The organism is Nocardia camponoti, assembly GCF_014646135.1.
GTDB lineage: Bacteria > Actinomycetota > Actinomycetes > Mycobacteriales > Mycobacteriaceae > Nocardia > Nocardia camponoti.
The window spans coordinates 492,595-508,693 of record NZ_BMMW01000003.1; the positions used below are offsets into that span (position 1 = coordinate 492,595).

General features: G+C 64.1%; 12 protein-coding genes. 4 read left to right on the top strand and 8 right to left on the bottom strand.

Going from position 1 to position 16,099, the window contains the following annotated elements; genetic code table 11:
- Positions 1 to 57: 57 nt before the first annotated feature.
- The 5 genes from IEX78_RS17125 to IEX78_RS17145 all read right to left on the bottom strand — a co-directional run bounded on the left by IEX78_RS17125 (position 58) and on the right by IEX78_RS17145 (position 5,767).
- Positions 58 to 1,698, bottom strand: a complete 1,641-nt coding sequence (locus IEX78_RS17125; RefSeq protein ID WP_188829985.1) for an ABC transporter ATP-binding protein — start codon at positions 1,696 to 1,698, stop codon at positions 58 to 60.
- Positions 1,691 to 2,605 carry an ABC transporter permease gene (locus IEX78_RS17130; protein WP_188829986.1) on the bottom strand — a complete coding sequence of 305 codons (915 nt, stop codon included), beginning with the start codon at positions 2,603 to 2,605 and terminating at the stop codon, positions 1,691 to 1,693. Before IEX78_RS17130 ends, IEX78_RS17125 begins: the two co-directional genes overlap by 8 nt.
- Positions 2,605 to 3,645: an ABC transporter permease gene (locus IEX78_RS17135; RefSeq protein ID WP_188830258.1), complete on the bottom strand. Its 1,041-nt coding sequence runs from the start codon at positions 3,643 to 3,645 to the stop codon at positions 2,605 to 2,607. The genes IEX78_RS17130 and IEX78_RS17135 overlap by 1 nt, the downstream gene beginning before the upstream one ends.
- 47 nt (positions 3,646 to 3,692) lie before the next feature.
- Positions 3,693 to 5,279, bottom strand: coding sequence for an ABC transporter substrate-binding protein (locus IEX78_RS17140; RefSeq protein ID WP_188829987.1), 1,587 nt, complete (start codon positions 5,277 to 5,279; stop codon positions 3,693 to 3,695).
- A 197-nt stretch (positions 5,280 to 5,476) separates the two neighbouring features.
- The gene (locus IEX78_RS17145; RefSeq protein ID WP_188829988.1) at positions 5,477 to 5,767 is read right to left on the bottom strand and encodes a YiaA/YiaB family inner membrane protein; all 291 of its coding nucleotides are present in this window, start codon (positions 5,765 to 5,767) and stop codon (positions 5,477 to 5,479) included.
- A gap of 116 nt (positions 5,768 to 5,883) precedes the next feature.
- On the opposite strand from IEX78_RS17145, the gene IEX78_RS17150 reads away from it, so the two are divergent.
- From IEX78_RS17150 to IEX78_RS17160, 3 genes are all read left to right on the top strand, one after another.
- Positions 5,884 to 7,611, top strand: a complete 1,728-nt coding sequence (locus IEX78_RS17150; RefSeq protein ID WP_308426550.1) for an alpha/beta hydrolase — start codon at positions 5,884 to 5,886, stop codon at positions 7,609 to 7,611.
- Positions 7,608 to 8,258 carry a CPBP family intramembrane glutamic endopeptidase gene (locus tag IEX78_RS17155; protein ID WP_188829989.1) on the top strand — a complete coding sequence of 217 codons (651 nt, stop codon included), beginning with the start codon at positions 7,608 to 7,610 and terminating at the stop codon, positions 8,256 to 8,258. Before IEX78_RS17150 ends, IEX78_RS17155 begins: the two co-directional genes overlap by 4 nt.
- 106 nt (positions 8,259 to 8,364) lie before the next feature.
- The gene (locus IEX78_RS17160) at positions 8,365 to 8,760 is read left to right on the top strand and encodes a sterol carrier family protein (RefSeq protein WP_188829990.1); all 396 of its coding nucleotides are present in this window, start codon (positions 8,365 to 8,367) and stop codon (positions 8,758 to 8,760) included.
- Here IEX78_RS17160 and IEX78_RS17165 read toward each other — a convergent pair.
- Positions 8,743 to 10,125, bottom strand: a complete 1,383-nt coding sequence (locus IEX78_RS17165) for a YhgE/Pip domain-containing protein (RefSeq protein WP_229684057.1) — start codon at positions 10,123 to 10,125, stop codon at positions 8,743 to 8,745. The two genes, IEX78_RS17160 and IEX78_RS17165, sit on opposite strands and share 18 nt — an antisense overlap.
- 145 nt (positions 10,126 to 10,270) lie before the next feature.
- Here IEX78_RS17165 and purF point away from each other — a divergent pair, with 145 nt between their 5' ends.
- Complete coding sequence (gene purF, locus IEX78_RS17170; protein WP_188829991.1) at positions 10,271 to 11,848, top strand: amidophosphoribosyltransferase; 1,578 nt, start codon at positions 10,271 to 10,273, stop codon at positions 11,846 to 11,848.
- Positions 11,849 to 12,005: 157 nt separating this feature from the next.
- On the opposite strand, the gene IEX78_RS17175 is transcribed toward purF, so the two are convergent.
- Positions 12,006 to 13,733, bottom strand: coding sequence for an alpha/beta hydrolase (locus tag IEX78_RS17175; RefSeq protein WP_229684058.1), 1,728 nt, complete (start codon positions 13,731 to 13,733; stop codon positions 12,006 to 12,008).
- Positions 13,734 to 13,751: 18 nt separating this feature from the next.
- Positions 13,752 to 16,046, bottom strand: a complete 2,295-nt coding sequence (gene purL / locus IEX78_RS17180) for a phosphoribosylformylglycinamidine synthase subunit PurL (protein ID WP_188829992.1) — start codon at positions 16,044 to 16,046, stop codon at positions 13,752 to 13,754.
- Positions 16,047 to 16,099: the final 53 nt, after the last annotated feature.

The window sequence follows — 16,099 nt, forward strand, 5'->3', positions numbered from 1 at the left end:
CCCTACAACTCTAGGCCATCGCCCCAACTGTCCTGCGTGCACGGCAGGATTGCCCAATTAGGCCGCACCAACCCGACGCGCACGCTGCCGAACCGGATCGGGCACCGGGACCGCCGCAACCAACCGCTGCGTGTACTCCTGCGCGGGTGCCCGCAAGATCGACTCGTTGTCGCCCTCTTCAACACACTTGCCCTCGCGCAAAACCATGATGCGGTCCGACACCTGGTCGACGACCGCCAGGTCGTGGCTGATGAACAGGCACGCCCAACCGCAACCCGCCTGGAGTTCGGTGAAAAGCGTGAGCACGTCGGCCTGCACTGAGACGTCCAACGCGCTCGTCGGTTCGTCCGCGATGATCAAGTCCGGGTCCAGCACCAACGCCCGCGCGAGGCTCACTCGCTGACGCTGACCGCCCGACAATTCGTGCGGGTACCGTCCTTCCGTGCCTGCGGGCAGTCGCACGTCATCAAGCAGGTGACGCACCCGCGCCGCACGACTCGCCCGGTCGCCAACCCCGTGCACAACCAGCGGTTCGGCGATGCAGTCGCCAACGGTCATGCGGGGATTCAACGATCCAGCCGGGTCCTGGAAAACGAACCCAAGCCGCTGTCGAATCGGTCGCAACGCCCGTTCCGACCGGCCGACGATGTCATGCGAATCGATCAACACCTGTCCCGAATGCGGCCGCTGCAACCCGGCGACGCACCGCCCGATCGTCGACTTCCCCGACCCCGACTCGCCGACGAGTCCCAGCGTTTCGCCGGGCCGGATCACGAAACTCACCGAATCGACAGCCCGAAACGCGGGCTTGCCGAAGGCACCGGGAAACGTGACGACAAGGTCGCGCACGTCAAGTACCGGGTCAACCGAAACATCAACGGCCGCACGCGAAGACGAAGAAGCGCCCAGATGAGGAACGGCAGCGAGCAACGCGCGCGTGTACTCGGCTTTCGGCGCGGCGAACAGCTCGTCGACCGGCGCTTCCTCAACCACCTCGCCCGCCCGCATCACCACAACGCGATCGGCGAGGTCGGCGACGACGCCCATGTTGTGTGTGATGAGCACGATCGCGCTGCCGATCCGGTCGCGCAGGTCGCGCAACAGGTCGAGGATTTCCGCCTGAACGGTGACGTCGAGTGCCGTCGTCGGTTCGTCGGCGATGATCACCTTCGGTTCACACGCGATCGCGATCGCGATCATCACGCGCTGCTTCTGCCCACCCGAGAGCTGATGCGGATAGAAGTCAACGCGCTGATCCGGGTCAGGCAACCCAACGAGTCCAAGCAGCTCAATTGCCTTGGCACGTGCGGCCTTCCGCCCCATCGACGAGTGCGCGCGCAACGCTTCAGCGAGCTGAAACCCCACCGTGAACAACGGGTCGAGCGCCCGCGACGGCTCCTGGAAAATCATCGCGACATCCCCGCCGCGCAACGCGGTGAGCTGCTTCTCGTTGAGCCCTGTCACCGGCCGATCGCCGACCGTCACGAGCCCAGACACCCGCGCACTCGCGGGCAACAACCCCATCGCCGTGCGCGAACTCACCGACTTCCCCGAACCCGACTCGCCGACAATGGCAAGCACTTCACCGGGGTAAACCGCGTACGAAACGTCGCGTACCGCGTCGACCGGACCAGCGTCGGTCGAGAACGTCACCGACAGCCCCGACACCGACAGCGCCGCCGTCTTCACCTCAGACATCCGCCGTCTCCTGCTTCGCTTCGACAGCCCTGCGCGTGCGCAGCAGCGGGTTGAGCGTCTCGTCAATGCTTTCGCCTACCAACGTGATGCCAAGGACAACAAGCACAATGGCGACACCGGGGAAAATCGACGTCCACCAAATGCCGTTCGAAACATCGTTGAGCGCCTTGTTCAGGTCGTATCCCCACTCGGCAGCCTGCGTCGGCTCAATGCCGAACCCGAGGAAACCGAGCGCGGCGAGGGTGAGGATCGCGTCGGCCGCGTTAATCGTGATGATCACCGGCAGCGAGCCGGTGACGTTAGAAAGGATGTGGCGGAACATGATTCGCGTTGTCGACGCGCCCGTCACGCGCGCCGCGTCGACGTACGGTTCGGACTTCACCGCGACCGTCGCGTTGCGCACAACCCGAAAGTATTGCGGCACATACACAACCGTGATCGCGATCGCCGCCGACAACATCCCGCCGAGACTGCTCGACGTGCCGCCAGCGACAACGATCGACACGATGATTGCGAGCAACAGCGACGGGAACGCGTAGATCGCGTCCATCACAACCCCGAGTCCACGGTCCGGCCAGCGCCCGATGTAGCCCGATGCCAACCCGAGCGGCACGCCGATGACCAGCGACAACACCACCGCGATCACGATCACGAACAGTGCGGTGCGCGCCCCGAGCAGCACCCGCGAGAACACGTCCTCGCTGCGCACCGACGTGCCAAACCAGTGCTGTGCCGAAGGCGGTTGCTGCGACCCGAACGCGACCCCATCGACGCTGTTTTGCGCAAGCCCGTAGGGGGCGAGCAGCGGCGCGAACACCGCGACCGCGACGAACCCGGCCACAATAGCCAGACCCAAAATCAACGTAACTCGTTGCCAGCCAACCGCATTGGCGAGGATATCTCGCATCAGAATCGCACCCTTGGATCAATTAGCGCGACAATCGCGTCAACAACAAAACTCATCACCGCGACGACAACCGCGATGAACGCAACGATGCCCTGCACCGCGATGAAGTCGCGCGCCCGCAGGTACTCGGCGAGCTGGTAGCCCAGGCCCTTCCACTCGAAGGTGGTCTCGGTCAGCACCGCGCCGCCGAGCATCATCGCGATGCACATGCCCATCACGGTGATGATCGGAATGAGCGCGTTGCGCGTGGCGTGGCGGCCGACGACTACCCGTGACGACAGCCCGCGCGCTCGCGCCGCGTCAACGAAATCGCTGCGCAACGTGAGGATGAGGTTCACGCGAACCAGTCGCAGGAAGATGCCGCCGGTCAGCAAGCCAAGCGCGAGCGCGGGCAATACCGCGTGCCACAGCACGTCGAAGACGTAGCTGGTTTCGCCGTAGAGCAGCGCGTCAATGAAGAGCACGTTGGTCTTGGGCGCGACGTGTTGCAGCGCGAGTTCGACGTCAGTGCTCGCGCGACCACCCACCGGGAACCACCCGAGCCACACCGAAAACACCAGCTTGAACACCATGCCGACGAAGAAAACCGGTGCCGCGTAGGCGAGGATCGCGGCGAATCGCAACCCGGCATCCGATGCCGAATCACGGTGCGTCGCAGCATATCTGCCGAGCGGAATGCCGACGGCGAACGCGACGACAAGGCCCCAAAACACCAGCTCGAACGTCGCCGCGCCATAGGTGAAAACGACGTCGGTGATGGCCTGGTTGTCCTGGGTGCGGCCGAAGTCGCCGTGCAGGAACCCGGTCAGATACTCCTGGTACTGCACCCAAATCGGCCGGTTCAGCCCGGCCGCTTCCTTGCGCAGCTCAATCTGGTCTTGGGTGAGTCGGCCGCCCATCGCCGCGCTGATCGGGTCACCGATCACGCGCATGAGGAAAAAGACGACCGTCACCAGCAACCACGCGGTCGGCACGATCAACAACAGCCGAACAGCGAGGTAGCGAAAGAGCGCGAAATATCGGGAGTCGCCGCCGCGCAACCGAAACCGCGACCGTACCGAATCCGCTTGCGCGGCAGCGACTTCGGTCACTTGGCTAGCACCGTGAAGCGGAACTTGAACGAGCCGTCAAGCGTCTGGTCAACTCCGGTCAGGCCAGGCTTCGACACCGCGACCTGCTTGCCCGAAAGCAGCGGCAGGGTCGGCAGGAAGTTCTGCGCGAGGTCGGTTTGGATCTTGGCGAGCAGTTCGGCGCGCTTGGCCGGGTCGACCTCGGTGGTCTCGGCGGTCAACTGGCTGTTGATACCGGGGTTCTCAAAGTGCGACTGCAGGAAGTTGTTCGGCCCGAAGAACGGCGTCAGGTAGTTGTCGGCGTCCGGGAAGTCCGGGAACCAGCCGAACTGGTAGAGCGGGTAGCTGTCGGAGGCGCGCTCCTTCTGGTAGGTCACCCACTCCGTCGACTGCAGGTTCACCTTGAACAGGCCCGACGCTTCGAGCTGCGACTTGATCGCCGCGTACTCTTCCGACGAACTCGACCCGTAGTGGTCAGGGTTGTACTGCAGGTTCACCGTCACCGGGGTCGAGACGCCAGCGTCAGCGAGGAACTTCGTCGCGAGAGCCTTGTCCGGCTTCGCGCCGTAGAGGGCCTTCAGCGGCTCGGCCGAGCCAGCGATGCCCTGGGGCACGTAGCCGAACGCGGGCTGGAAGGTGCCCTTGTAAACGTTGGTTGCCAACGCTTCTCGATCGACCGACGACGCGATCGCCTTGCGCACCGCGAGCTTCTGCTCAGGCGTGCCGCCGGGCATCGTGTTCATGTTGAAAACGATGTAGCGCAGCTCGCCGCCGGGGCCGTCGGTCACCTTGACCTTCGAGTCAGCGCGCAGCGAGTCGATGTCGGTTGGCGTGAACGAGCGGTAGCCGACGTCGATCGCGCCGTTCTGGAGGTCGAGCTTGAGGTTGTCGGAGGTGGCGTAGTACTTCGTCGACACCGTCTTGGTCTTCGGGGTGCCGAGAATGCCCTGGTAGTCAGGGTTGGCCTGGTACTCGACGAGCTTGTTCTTGCTGTAGCTCGAAATCGTGTACGGGCCCGCGTAGCCCTTGGCCTTGACCACGTCGTCGTCGGTCGCGACCTTGTCGGCGGGGAAAACCTTCTCGTCGACGATCGGGCCCGCCTGCGTGGGCAGGATCGCCGGGAAGGTCTGGTCGTTGGCGACCTTGAGCGTGAACGCGACGGTGAGATCGTCGGGCGCGTCGGTCTTTTCGAGGTTGCCGAGCAGCGACGCGGGACCGTGCGGATCGTTGATCTTGAGCATCCGGTCGAACGAGAACTTAACGCTCTTGGCTGTCAAGGGATTGCCGTTGGCGAATTTCAATCCGGGCTTCATCTTGCACGTGTAAACCGTGGGTGAACTAAATTCGCATTTCTCCGCGGCGTCGGGCTTTGGCGTCACGTCGCCAGGCGCGAAATTGAGTACGTACGAATAGATTTGGTTCTCCACGAGCAGCGAACCATTGTCGTAGGCGGCCGCCGGATCGAGCGCGAAGATCTTGTCCGTCGTGCCGGTGACCAGGCCGTTTGCCCCGCCGTCAGTCCTGCCGGAACCGCACCCGGCCAGCGTGGCCGCAACTATCGCGGCAATGCCAACCACCGCAACGTGTTTCGCATGTTTATTCATCAGGTCCCACTCTCCGAGCTACTCGATCTCGCGGGGAACCGTACCGTCGAACTGTTACCGGCCAGTTTCGTTTCGTAAGAAAAATGGCATGTTTGCAATGAAATAAATGTACGAAAAACAAAGTGACAACAATTCTTACGGTCGACACCAGAACCTGGGTAGCCCGTGAACCCCTCGATCACGGGCTAGCGCCGCCCTTAGGAGACTGAGCGAAACGGGTTGTGTTCGGCGATCAGCTGCTCAAGGCGGGCCTCGTCGACGCGCGAAAGCAACGACTGGCTTTCCTGCTGGTCGCGAACCACCTTCGCGAGGGTGAAGCAGCTCGTCACGAGGAACAAGCCCGACATGGCGAGGAAACCGCGCTGCCAGGTGTCGAGTGGCAGGTAGGCGATGCCGATGCCGGTGCCAACGAGGCTCACGCCGAAGGCGATGGCGGCCTGGGCGGTGTAGGCGGCGGTGTTCTTGGGCTTGGTGTTGGGTGCGCTCATAAGCTCAAGTGTGGGATTCGACGCCTGTCGCCAGGTCCGTATTTCTACTCAATGGTGATGCGTAGTACCCGTCGGCAATCCCGGTTTCTGTCAGTGGGTGCCGCCATACTGGACGAGTGTCTACGCGTGCGATGACGGCGGGGGCGCTGCGTGCGCGCGGTGCCGTCATGTTCGCTCGCGTTGAGCGGGTTGTCGACCTCAACTACGTGGGCCTTGTCTTCGCGACGGTGTTCTTCGCGCTGTCGGTCACGCCGTCGCTGCTACCGCGCGACTGGCTGTTCCAGGGGCTCGTCAGTGGGATCAACGCCGCGATCGGGTACGGGCTTGGGTGTGTCTTCGAGTGGGCGTTTCAGAAGTGGGTGCGTCCACGGATTCCGTTGGCACCGTTGCCCAGTCGCGTTCGTTATGGGGTCAAGGTCGCGGTTTTTACTTCGTGCGTGATCGTCGCCGGGCTGATGCTCATCCAGTCAGCGCGATGGCAGCGGCTCACGACGTCGCTGATGGGGATGGATGGCACAACGACGCCCGCCTACCTGCGCACGGGCGTGCTCAGCGTTGCGGTTGGCGTGTGTGTGGTCGCGGTGTATCGCACCGTACGCGCGCTGGTGTTGGCGTTGGGGCGGCAGCTAAACCAGTGGGTGCGAGTGCCGCGCGAGCTTGCGCCCGCCGCTGGGTTGCTCGTGCTGGTTGTTGTCGTCGTGACGATCGGCAACGGCGTTGCTTCGCGCGCGTTTTTCGCGGTCGCTAACTCGGCGTTCAGCGTGCGCAACGATCGGCAGTCGGCCTATGCGGTGCAGCCTTGGGCGCCCGAAAGATCAGGCAGCCCTACGTCTTTGGTCAAGTGGGACACGCTTGGTTACGAGGGCCGCTGGTTCGTCTCGAATGGGCCGAGCGCCGCGGCGATCACCGAGGTCACCGGCATCCGCGCGCGCGAACCGATTCGGGCGTACGTCGGGCTTGAGTCGGCTGCTGGCGACGCAGCCGCGGCATCGCTCGCTGTCGCGGAGTTGGAGCGAACCAAGGCATTTGAGCGGTCGGCCCTTGCGGTCGTGACAACCACCGGCACCGGCTGGGTGAACTCGGCTGCGGCGGGATCATTCGAGTATCTCTTTGGCGGCGACACCGCGATCGTCGCCACGCAGTATTCGTATTTGCCCAGCGTGCTGTCGTTTTTGTCGGACCGCGACAAGGCGGCTGCCGCGAGTCGCGCGCTGTTCGACGCGGTGTACGCGCGGTGGTCGGTGTTGCCGGTTGAGCAGCGGCCGAAGTTGTTTGTGTACGGGGAAAGCTTGGGGTCGCAGGGGTCGGAGGAAGTGTTCGACGGGCTCGCCGACTTACGCGCGAAGGTCGATGGGGCGCTCTGGGTTGGGCCGCCGAATTCGAACCGGCTGTGGCGGCAGTTCGTCGACCGACGCGACCCCGGTTCGCCCGAGGTCGCACCGGTGTACTCGGATGGGCTCGCCGTCCGATTTGCCGACGGCACAGGGGGTTTCGCTGGCGCGCCCGAATGGTTGCCGCCGCGCATCGGCTATTTGCAGCATCCGTCCGACCCGATCGTGTGGTGGTCAACCGACCTCATCTTCACGCGCCCTGACTGGTTGAGCGAGCCGCGCGGACCCGACGTCTCGACACAAATGCGGTGGGCCCCGTTCGTGACGTTTTGGCAGGTCACCGCCGATTTGACGAACGCACAGGGCGTGGTCGACGGGCACGGTCACCGGTACAGCGGCGCGGTTTTGGACGCGTGGTCGGTGATCGCGGACCGGCCGGTGGACGCGATGACGCGCGACGCGATCTTCGCGGCGTTGATCGCGGATGAGCAGTACGAGGAGGCCGTGAAGTGATCCGCGCTGCCGCCGCCGCTGCCGCGCCGGTGGTGTGGGCGAATGTGGTGTTGCCGCGATTGGGGCTTGGGTTGCGGGGCCGGACGGTGGCGAATGTGGGTTATGCGGTTGGCTACCGGGCGTTGTTTGACGGTCAACCAAACTGGCTGTCGGCCAACGGTTTACGTCTTGGCTTGGCTGGCGCGGGGGCAGTCGTCGCAGGGTTCGGCGCGGCGCTTAGCGTTCCAGCCGTCCGTGCGGCGCTCGCCTCATCTAGCAGTCGAGAGCCGGAAGTCGCAGCGCACGAATGGATTTCACTCCACATCCCGGCGGGAACGGTCTTCGCGGAAGAAACAGTCTTCCGAGGAACACTGGACCCACTGTTATCGGCAAACCTAGGTCGCGGCCCGGCCTTACTGGTCGGCGCGCTGACCTTCGGCTTGTGCCACATCACCCCGGCGCGAGCGGTTGGCGACCCGGTGCTTCCGACCGTCGTTGCAACAACGGCGGCGGGGCTCGCCTTCACCCTGCTTGCCCGGCGAGCGGAAAGCGCAACGGCCCCGGCCCTGGTACACCTTGCGCTCAATGCCGGTGGCGCACTGCTGACGTTGAGGTCGACGCGCGGTGCGAGTGATCGCAACCGTCCGGTTGCGGCAAACATGGCATAAACGTGCGGGTTCGCGGCTCTAAGGCCCAATTCAAGGGGTTCGACCGCGAATCTGCACGAAAATGCCACTCCCATCGCAACCACATGGTTGCGGATAGATTGGTTTCATGCCGCGTGGAAAAGTTGATGCTGCGCAAGTACGGGCCGACGTGCTCGCGGTCGCCGGGTGGCTTCGCGACGAAGCATCGCCAGCGCCCGATCGCAAAGCCATTGCCGCTGCCGTTCGAGGGACCGCGCGCACGCTCGAAAACAACGCGCCCGGACATTCCGTCGAGGTCCGGGTACCGCCCTTTGTCGCTGTTCAGTGCATCGAAGGGCCGCGGCACACGCGCGGAAACCCGCCCAATGTCGTCGAAACCGATCCCCGGACCTGGTTACTGCTCGCCACCGGGCTGCTTTCCTTCGACGAAGCCGTGCGCACGGCCCAGGTGAGCAGTTCCGGGAATCGGGCGCCCGAGGTGGCCGACTGGCTGCCGATCGTCGCCTTACCGGTCGACAACTAGCAGGTTTTCCCTGCGCAAGCCCTTGCGGTCGTAGAAATACGTGACGCCGAAGCCCAGCACGGCAGCGATGAGGATGCCAAGCAGGGCCATGCCAACGCCTCGACCGAGGCCCGCGTCGTAATTGGCGTCGAAATACAAGATCGAGCGAATGCCCAAGTAAACCTGGTGCATCGGCTCGAACTCGGCCAACCAGGTCAGGTACCGCGGTGTGGCTTCGATCGGCACCGTTCCACCCGACGACGGCAGGCCCAAAATCACGAAAAGCACCATGTTGATCAACAGGCCAGGGGTGCCGAAAACGGCGAGCATCGTCAAGCCGGTCCACCCACACGCGATCAGGCACAACGTCGAGAACAGATACAGCGCGAGTGGGCTCTCGATCGGCATATGCAGCAGTTTCGCCACGACCAAGTAGACCGCGGCGACAACAAGGGACACCACAACCATCACGACCCACTTGAGCGCGAGCGTGCCGACGCGCGAAATCCGTACCACCGAGTGGTGGACGTAGATCGGGCCGTATTCGGTTGGCACGAAGCCGAGTGCGGCGTCGGTCATCGTGTGCACGATCATCGCGCCGATCATGCCCGCGAGCAGCAACAACAGCGCGAAGAAGAACGCGGTGAGGCCCTGCCCGGTGCCGCTGGGCAGCGGGCGAAACTCCACTTGGATGATGTCGATCGGGTTGGCGAGCGCGATCCGCGCCGCCCCCGAAACCTGCGGCGACGGGCCGGAAGTGCCCGGCGGCGTCTTCGACAATTCCGAGGTGACCTGCTCGGTCAGCTGCACGCCGACTTGCTTGTCGACCTCGGCGAGCGCCTGCTGACCAATGCGCTCGGTGATCGTTGTACCGAACGCGCCAAGGCGCGGATTGGTTTGCAACGTGATCACCGGGCGTTCGATTTCGCCAGCGACAACCGACCCCGCCCCCAAAATCCCGAGGCGTTTGGAGAAGTCGCTTGGGATCACGATCGCGCCGTAGACCTTGCCATTGCGCAGCAATAGCTCGGATTCGGTGATGCCGACGACCTTGAGATCCACTTTCTCCTTCGGCACACCATCAACCAACGCCTGGGTGACTTGCGCCCCAAAATCCACGTGTTTGGTCTGATCACCCGAGCCGAGGGTGTCGCCCACGTCGAGGTTCACCAACGCGATCGGGAACCCATGCAAATTGGCTTCGGGATCGGCAACGTAGTCGAGGTACATCACGCCAAGCAGCGCGGTGAGAATGGTGAGAACTATGGTGGGGCGCAAGATGATTCGCACAAAGTTGTTGCGAGTCAGCGCCTCGGCGACGGTACGACTCGGGCGCACGGTCTCCTCCGGCGGGACAGGTTCGTTCGCACCCTCGTCAGTGGTCACCCCCGCGACGCTAACAGCTGTGTCGTCGATTTACGCGCGTGTCGGCGGAGTGTTCGCGACGGCGTAGGTGGCTGGGCGTGCTACCTGTCGGTTACGACCCGTAGAATGACGGTTGCCCCCAGCCCGCCCGAACAGGGAGCAAACGGTGACTAACGCCGAATCGACGGTTCAAGCAACAAGTAACGCCCCCGACGAGCTCGAGCACGAACCTCGCGAGGAGTGTGGCGTCTTCGGCGTCTGGGCTCCCGATGAGGACGTAGCCAAGCTCACCTACTACGGCCTGTACGCGTTGCAGCATCGCGGCCAGGAGGCAGCTGGTATCGCTGTTTCCGACGGGTCACAGATCCTCGTCTTCAAAGACCTGGGTCTGGTTTCGCAAGTCTTCGACGAGCAGACCCTTGGCGCGATGCCGGGTCATATCGCCGTTGGCCACTGCCGCTATTCCACCACTGGTGGCGTTACCTGGGAGAACGCGCAGCCGATCTTCCGCACCACCTCGGTTGGGTCGGGCCTCGCGCTCGGCCACAACGGCAACCTTGTCAACACCGCTGAGCTCGCTTCGCGTGCGCGTGAGCTTGGGTTGATTGGCGCTGGGGTTGTCGATGGTCGTCCGCAGATGACCGGTGCCACGTCCGATTCCGACATCGTCACGGCGCTGCTCGCGCACGCCTCCGCCGATTCGAGCATCGAGCAGGCCGCGATGGAACTGCTTCCGCAATTGCGTGGCGCGTTCTGTCTCACGTTCATGGACGAGAACACGCTCTACGCGGCGCGCGACCCGCATGGGGTGCGTCCGCTTGTGCTCGGTCGCCTTGATCGTGGTTGGGTCGTCGCATCCGAGACCGCCGCGCTCGACATTGTCGGCGCTGCTTTCGTCCGCGAAATCGAGCCGGGCGAACTGCTGGCGATCGACTCCGACGGTGTCCGTTCGATGCGCTTCGCCAACCCCGAGCCCAAGGGTTGCGTGTTCGAGTACGTGTACTTGGCTCGCCCCGATACGAACATTTCGGGCCGTTCGGTGCACTCCACTCGCGTGGAAATCGGCCGCAAGCTCGCGGTTGAGCATCCCGTTGAAGCCGACCTTGTCATTCCCGTTCCGGAGTCGGGTACGCCCGCCGCGGTCGGGTACGCGCAGGGTTCGGGGATTCCGTACGGCCAGGGTCTGATGAAGAACGCCTACGTTGGGCGCACCTTCATTCAGCCAAGCCAGACCATCCGTCAGCTGGGAATTCGCCTCAAGCTCAACCCGCTGCGCGAGGTCATTCGCGGTAAGCGCCTTGTTGTTGTCGACGACTCGATCGTGCGCGGCAATACCCAGCGCGCGCTCATTCGCATGCTGCGCGAAGCGGGCGCGTTGGAAATCCATGTGCGCATCGCGTCGCCGCCGGTGAAGTGGCCGTGCTTCTACGGCATCGATTTCGCGTCGCGCGCGGAGTTGATCGCCAACGGCGCGGGCACCGATGACAGCTACGCCGACATGGTCGAAAACGTCCGTCGCTCGATCGGCGCCGACAGCCTCGGCTACATCTCAACCGAGGGCATGATCGCGGCAACCGAGCAGCCGAAGTCGCGTTTGTGCACGGCTTGCTTCACCGGCGACTACCCGATCGAACTGCCAACTGAGGCGGCGATCGGCAAGAACGTGCTTGAGGGTTTGGCGGCGCAGCCGGGTGCCGCGTTGCTTGGCGAGAACGTGAACGCGGATGTGCTGAGTCGTCCGTAGGTTACTTGCGAAATGAAGCGGCCGATCCGGTGAATTCCGTTCGGCCGCTTTGTTTTTCGGCGGACACACGTGGTCTTGCGCTGGAGAAGACGGGCTTCGAGGACGGCGCGCTGTATCGGACCGGCCGCTTTCGCGGGGCGCGGCGGTTCCCGGAACCTCACTTCAACTCCCGCTCCTCCGCCGCCGACTCCTCAAGAAACCGCTGCATCCGGACCGCAACCTCCGGCGTGAAATCGGTCGGACGCACGATCGCCGCCCACGCCCCAAGCACCGCGTTCCCATAGTTGTGGCCGTGCCCATCCGACACCGTCTGTGCGCGCGGCAAATCCGCTGCGACCTGCCAAAACGTGACGATCGGGTACCAGTCCATCGACGGCAAAACGTCGGGGCCGCGCGGTTCGCGCAACCAGTCTGGGCGGCCGAAGAGTAGGTCGGGTGACCACCACACCACCGGGTCGGACGCGTGCTGCAAATACACGATGTGCGGGCTGGTCCATTTTTCCTTCGCCGGACGGTCCAGTTGCGGCGGTTCCGAGGCGAATCGCACCGCGAAGCCGTCGGCGTAGATCGGCAGAATTTCCTCGGTACCCGGATCGCGACGCGTCACGAATTCGCCCCACAACCGGTTCGAATTCGGCGGCCCAACCCACAGCACTCCGTCGGTGCGGTTGCGGATATCCGAGAGTCCCGAAAACGCGCCTTCCGAACCCTGCGAGCCCAGACTTTCGCCGTAAACAAGCAGCTTGGGGCGTGAATCCGCGGGCAACTTCGACCAGCGGTCATACACCGCGTCGAACACCGCCCGACCCATCGCCATCGACTTTTCCCGGTCGGAAAGAAACGAAAGCGCGCTCGGCAGATACGAATACTGCGTCGCGACAAGCGCGGTGTCGCCGTCGAAAAGCAACTCGACCGCTTCGGCACTGGTGGAGTCGACCCAGCCCGTTCCCGTCGTGGTAATCACGACAATCGCTTTCCGCTCGAAGGCCCGCGTGCGCTCCAACTCAGCGAGCGCAAGCGCCGCCTGCGCGTCGGTTCCGTCCGCTGATTCCAACCCGGTGTAAACGCGAATCGGTTCCTTGGCGGGCTTCCCCGTGACCTCGCTAATCGCCAACGCGGTCGGCGCGTGCGAAACGAACCAGCGGCCTTCAGATCCGAGCGTGTCCCACTTCGCGAGCGACTCCGGGCTCCCCGACCGCAACGGCGACTGCGGCTGCACCGCGTTCGGCGACGTGTGACTATTGCGCGCACTGAACGCCGTATTGGCAACGGCGAAAAAGGATTTCGCGAGCACACCGTTGAACAGCAACACCGCGAGCACGCAAACAACAACGACGCCAAGGGGTTTCGCCACCGACATCGGAACCCGCCCCCACCGGTTGAGCCCGGCGCTCACCGACCGAATCAGCCGCGCGAACCCACGCCACGTCCACACAAGCAATCCGACGACAAGCGCCCCAACCAGCGCGGTTCGCATGTAGCCGGTGTCGGACTCGGGCGGCATCCCCATTAGGTCGGTGATCTGATGCTGCCAGTGCCCGGATTTCACGGCCATAATCAACGCGAAGATCAAACACACCGCGACGAACACCGCCTTCGCGATGATCACCACACGCCGGGACTCCCGCAGCTCCTGAATACGTTGCGGCCAACCGATTTTCGGCCCGAACCGACGCAACAACGCGGCGATCAAACACCCAATCGCGTACCCGATGGTGGCGTTGATCCCCGAAACCAACCCCTGAAAGAACCAGTCGCGCGGCAACAGCGACGGCGTCATCGACGCGCCAAAGAACAGCGTCGCGACGAACAACCCGGCGTAATTGGGATGAAAAAACCTCTCCGCCCAGTGGACAGACCGGACGAAGAGGTTTTCCGAGCTCACGTGGGGCTCCTCGCTGATTTAGGCGGTGTGCGCACCAAACAGCTTAGGCAACGTTCCTTCAAATGCCTCGCGCAGTTCGTCGAGCGTCACCGAGAACTGGCCCTGCACCTCAACCGAATCCGAGCCCTCATCGACAACGCCGATGCGCGCCCACGGCAGTCCGCGCGCGTCGCACATCTTCGTGAAGCGGGTCTCTTCCGAACGCGGCACCGCGACAAGCACGCGACCGGCCGACTCCGAGAACAGCGCGACGAACGGGTCGACACCCTCCGGCAGCACAATGCGAACGCCGGTCTCGCCAGCGAGCGCGCCTTCGATGACCGTCTGTGCGAGGCCACCTTCGGAAAGGTCGTGCGCGGCCGAAATCATGCCGTCGCGCGAACCGCTCGTGAGGACTTCCGAAAGCAGCTGCTCACGCGCGAAGTCGACCTTCGGCGGCACGCCACCGAGGTGATCGTGGACGACCTGCGACCAGATCGAACCGTCGAGCTCGTCGTGCGTGTCGCCAAGCAGGATCAGCGACTCGCCCGGCTCAGTGCCGAAACCGGTGGGGATGCGACGGTGTACGTCGTCGATCACGCCGAGCACGCCAACGACGGGCGTCGGCAGGATCGCATCCGAACCGGTCTGGTTGTAGAAGCTCACGTTGCCGCCGGTGACCGGAATGCCAAGTGCCGCACAGCCATCCGCGAGACCACGCACGGCCTGCTGGAACTGCCACATCACACCAGGATCTTCGGGCGAACCGAAGTTGAGGCAGTTGGTGACGGCCTTCGGGGTTGCCCCGGTGGTCGCGACGTTGCGGAACGCCTCGGCGAGCGCGAGCTGAGCGCCGGTGTACGGGTCGAGCTTGGTGTAGCGGCCCGACGCGTCGGTGGCGAGCGCGATGCCGCGACCCGACTCCTCGTCGATGCGCACGACGCCAGCGTCGGCGTGCTCGGCGAGCACGGTGTTGCCGCGCACGTAGCGGTCGTACTGCTCGGTGATCCACTTGCGGCTGCACAGCTGCGGGCTCGCGATCATCGTGAGCAGCGTTTCGCGCAGTTCGTCGCCGGTCTTGGGGCGAGCGAGTTCCGCGGTGGTATCGGCGATGAGGGCGTCCTGGCTGTCCGGGCGCGCGACGGGCCGCTCGTAAACCGGGCCCTCATGGGCGACAGTGCGCGGCGGCACGTCGACAACGGTCTCGCCGTTCCACGAAATCACCAGGTGGTCACCGTCGGTGACCTCGCCGATCACGGTGGCGGTGACGTCGTGGCGACGGCACACGTCCATGAACGCGTCGACGTTCTCCGGCGTGACGACCGCGCACATGCGTTCCTGCGACTCGCTCGACAGGATTTCGGCCGGGGTCATGTTGGCGGCGCGCAGCGGCACCTTGCCGAGGTCGATGTGCATGCCACCGTCACCGGCAGCGGCCAATTCCGAAGTGGCGCAAGACAACCCGGCACCGCCGAGGTCTTGAATACCGACAACGAGACCGGCCTTGTACAGGTCGAGACAGCACTCGATGAGCACCTTCTCGGTGAACGGGTCGCCGACCTGAACCGCGGGCAGCTTCTTGCGACCGGTACCGGTCTCTTCGCCCGAGAACGTGTCCGAGGCCAGGACCGAAACGCCGCCGATGCCGTCGAGGCCGGTGCGCGCACCGAACAGGATGATCTTGTTGCCCTTGCCCGACGCGAACGCGAGGTGCAGGTCCTCAACGCGCATCGCGCCAGCGCACAGCGCGTTGACCAGCGGGTTGCCCTGGTAGGAAGCGTCGAAAACGGTCTCGCCGCCAACGTTGGGCAGGCCGAGCGAGTTGCCGTAACCGCCAACGCCGCGCACGACACCGTCGACAACACGACGGGTGTCGGGGGCATCGGCAGCGCCGAAACGCAGCTGGTCCATGACCGCGATCGGCCGCGCGCCCATCGCCATGATGTCGCGCACAATGCCGCCGACGCCGGTTGCCGCGCCCTGGTACGGCTCAACGTAAGACGGGTGGTTGTGGCTTTCGACCTTGAACGTGACCGCCCAGCCGTCGCCGATATCGACAACGCCAGCGTTCTCGCCAATGCCAGCCAGCATCGACTTCTGCATTTCCGGCGTAGTCGTCTCGCCGAAGTAGCGCAGGTGCACCTTCGATGACTTGTACGAGCAGTGCTCGCTCCACATCACCGAGTACATGGCCAGTTCAGCGTCGGTGGGGCGACGACCGAGGATTTCCTTGATACGGGCGTACTCGTCGTCCTTGAGCCCGAGTTCTTTGTACGGCTGCGGTGCTTCCGGGGTGGCCGTAGCGTTGGCGACGGTGTCGACCTGCGGTGTCACGGGAGACCAGGGTCCTTTCGGCCGGTGAGAACTTAAACATGAGTCTAATCGCG